Origin of the sequence: Parvibaculum sp. (assembly GCF_035511255.1) — a bacterium.
GTDB lineage: Bacteria > Pseudomonadota > Alphaproteobacteria > Parvibaculales > Parvibaculaceae > Parvibaculum.
Window position 1 is genome coordinate 1 of the sequence record NZ_DATKFR010000440.1, and the last position, 2,576, is coordinate 2,576.

General features: G+C 67.0%; 2 protein-coding genes. Both read left to right on the forward strand.

The window, feature by feature from the left end; all coding sequences use genetic code 11:
• On the forward strand, nt 1-1,180 hold a 1,180-nt coding region (locus VMR03_RS16615), incomplete at its 5' end, for a serine hydrolase domain-containing protein (protein WP_325407185.1).
• The coding region (locus VMR03_RS16620) for an FAD-binding oxidoreductase (RefSeq protein ID WP_325407187.1) at nt 1,180-2,576 on the forward strand (1,397 nt) is incomplete at its 3' end. The genes VMR03_RS16615 and VMR03_RS16620, both read left to right, overlap by 1 nt.

Sequence of the window (2,576 nt, forward strand, 5' to 3'; positions counted from 1 at the left end):
TACCGCCGCGCTCTGCCTCCAGCTCGTCGAGGAAGGAAAGCTCGCGCTCGACGAGCCGATCCGCCGCTGGCTTCCGGAGTTCCGCGTCGCCGACGAAAGGGCGAGCGCGACGCTGACGCTGCGCCATCTGCTCAACCATACGAGCGGCATCGAAGGCGACTTCTTCAAGGATGCCGGACGCGGCGAGGACCGCGTCGCGCGCTTCGTCGACATGCTCGGCACATTGCAGCAGCTTCATGCGCCCGGCGCGATGTTCTCCTATTGCAACACAGGCTTTGTCATCGCCGGCCGCCTGATCGAAATCGCGGGCGGCGAAATCTGGGACAAGGCGATCCGCCGCCGCATCGCAAAGCCGCTCGATACGCCCGCCTTCTCGACCTTGCCCGAGCAGGCAATGCGCCATCTGACGGCCATCGGCCATCTCGGCAGTCCCGGCGCGCTTGCCGTCACGCCCATCGCCTATCTCGCGCAATCGAATGCGCCCGCCGGCTCCATGCCGATGGCGCGCGCCCGCGACGTCGTCGCCTTCGCCCGCATGTTGATGGCAGATGGCGTCGCGCCCAACGGCACCCGCCTCCTTTCGCAAGCGAGCGTCAGGGCGATGCATGAGATGAATGTCGTCTGCCCGCGACACATGAACATCGACGCGATCGGCCTCGCCACTTTCATGTGGGACTGGAATGACGACGGGGTTTACGAGACCTTCGGCCATGACGGCTCGACCATCGGCCAGGCGGCCTGGCTGCGTTATCACCCGGCAAGCGGCACCGTCGTCGCGCTCCTCACCAATGGCGGCAACGGCAAGGGGCTGGCGCACGACCTTATGCGCGACATATTCGGCGCGCAGGCCGGTGTCGCGCCGCCGGATGTGCCCGTACCGGACGAAGCGCTGAAACTCGATCCCGCGCCTTACCTCGGCGCCTATGCGCGCGGCGCCGCCATCATCGAAATCGCCGCCGAAGGACCCGCGCTCGTCGCGCGCCACAGACCGACGCCCGAAGGCGCATTGGTGCAGGGCGCTTTCGACGTCGCGCTCAAACCCGTCGATGTCGATCTTTTCGTCGGCACACAGCCGGGCTACACATTGCCGATGACCTACCATTTCCTCGATCGCGACGCGGCGGGCCGCCCGCGTTTTCTCCATCAGGGCGCGCGCGCCCATCGCAGGGAAGGCATCTGATGCCCTCGCCCGAAACCCTCGCCCGCATGAAGGAGATCGTCGGCCCGAAAGGCTTCATCGACGATGTCGCCGACATGGCGCCCTATCTCATCGAACGCCGCGACCTCTACAAGGGCCGCGCGGCGGCGATCCTGCGCCCCGCTTCGACGCAGGACGTCGCGCGCCTGATGCGCATCGCCCATGAGACCGGCACGCCAGTCGTCCCGCAAGGCGGCAATACCGGTCTCGTCGGCGGCGGCGTCCCCTTCGAGACGGGCGAGGAAATCCTGCTCTCGCTCTCGCGCATGAACCGCGTCCTCGCGCTCGATGCGCAGAACGACACGCTGACGGTCGAGGCCGGCGTCACGCTCGCGGCCGCGCAATCGGCGGCGGAAGACGCCGACCGCCTTTTCCCGCTGAGCCTCGCCTCTGAAGGCACTTGCCAGATCGGCGGAAATCTCGCGACCAATGCCGGCGGCACCGCCGTGCTCCATTATGGCAATGCGCGCGACCTCGTACTCGGCCTCGAAGTGGTGCTCGCCGACGGCCGCATCTGGAACGGCCTTAAAGGTCTGCGCAAGGACAACACCGGTTACGACCTGAAGCAGCTCTTCCTCGGCTCGGAAGGCACGCTCGGCATCATCACGGGCGCGGTGCTGAAACTCTTCCCGCGTCCGCGCTCGACGGCGACGGCCTTCGTCGCGCTGCGGGACGTCGATGCGGCGGTCAGGCTCCTGCGCCTTGCCGATGCGGCGACGGGCGGCCTCGTCACGGGCTTCGAGCTGGTGCCGCGCATCGGCGTCGATTTCGTCGTCAAGCATATTCCCGGCGCCGTCGATCCGCTGCGCGCACCGTCGCCATGGTATGTTTTGATCGAGCTCTCATCGGGCAATGACGGCGACGCGCTCGCGGAAACGCTCGAGGCGCTGCTCGCCGACGCGATGGGGCGCGATCACCTCACGGACGCCGCCATTGCGACGTCGGAGACGCAACGCGCCGCCTTCTGGGCCTTGCGCGAGAACATGTCCGATGTGCAGAAGCTCGAAGGCGGCAGCATCAAGCACGACGTCTCGGTGCCCGTCTCCGTCGTCGCCGAATTCATCGCCCGCGCGACGAAGGCCGTCGAGGCGGCGCTTCCCGGCATCCGCCCCGTGCCCTTCGGCCATGTCGGCGACGGTAACATCCATTTCAACCTGAGCCAGCCGCCTTCGATGGACAAGGCGGCGTTCCTCGCCCTCTGGACGCCGATGAACGAAATCGTCCACGCCATCGTCCGCGATCTCGGCGGCTCGATCAGCGCCGAGCACGGCGTCGGCCGCATGAAGCGCGACGAAATCGCCGCGACGAAATCGCCCGTCGAGATGGAACTGATGCGTACGCTGAAGAAGGCGCTCGATCCGAAGGGCATCCTCAATCC